General features: G+C 67.3%; 1 protein-coding gene. It reads left to right on the top strand.

Annotated features, from left to right (window positions below; translation table 11 throughout):
* Positions 1-110: 110 nt before the first annotated feature.
* On the top strand, positions 111-678 hold a 568-nt coding region (locus tag IEJ02_RS47735; RefSeq protein ID WP_191070497.1), incomplete at its 3' end, for a polyketide synthase dehydratase domain-containing protein.

Raw genomic sequence — 678 nt, 5'->3', positions numbered from 1 at the left:
CGCTCGGGCAGGTCCTGACTTCCCTGGCCCAGCTGCATGTCAACGGGGTGACCGTTGACTGGACGCCCGTCTTGGGTGCTGTGTCGTCCGGGCCGGGTGGTGGGGCGTTGGTGTCCTTGCCGACGTACGCGTTCCAGCGGGAGCGTTACTGGCTCGATGCTCCGACCGTGGCGGCCGATGCCACGGGCCTGGGGCTGGAAACTCTTGAACACCCCCTCCTGGGGGCCGCGGTCCCTCTCGCCGAGGGCGGGCAGCTCTTCACCGGACGCATCTCGCTGGAGACACACCCATGGCTCGCCGACCACCAGGTCTGGGGAACCGTACTGGTGCCGGGGGCCGCGCTGATCGAGTTGGCGATGCATGCCGTGACGCACGTGGGCCAACAGGGCATCGAAGATATCGCCCTTGAAACACCTCTTGCGGTCCCCGAAGGGGAGACCGTTCACGTGCAGGTGGTTGTCGGGGAGGTCCAACAGGACGGGCAGCGCGAGTTCAGCATTCACTCACGGATGGACTCCGACGACGTCGACCTGGGCTGGAAGCGCCATGCGACGGGGTTGAGCTGCGCGGCGGTTGATGAGGAGCCCGTCTCCGAGGTTCTCAGCGGCGCCAGTTGGCCTCCTCCCGGGGCCGCTCCCGTGGACGTTGACGAGCTGTATGCGGGTTTTGCTGGTCGGG

This window comes from Streptomyces sp. 5-10 (assembly GCF_014712245.1).
GTDB classification, from domain to species: Bacteria; Actinomycetota; Actinomycetes; order Streptomycetales; family Streptomycetaceae; genus Streptomyces; species Streptomyces violaceusniger.
The sequence above is the reverse complement of the archived record's forward strand: the minus strand, read 5'-3'. Positions and strand labels throughout refer to the sequence as shown.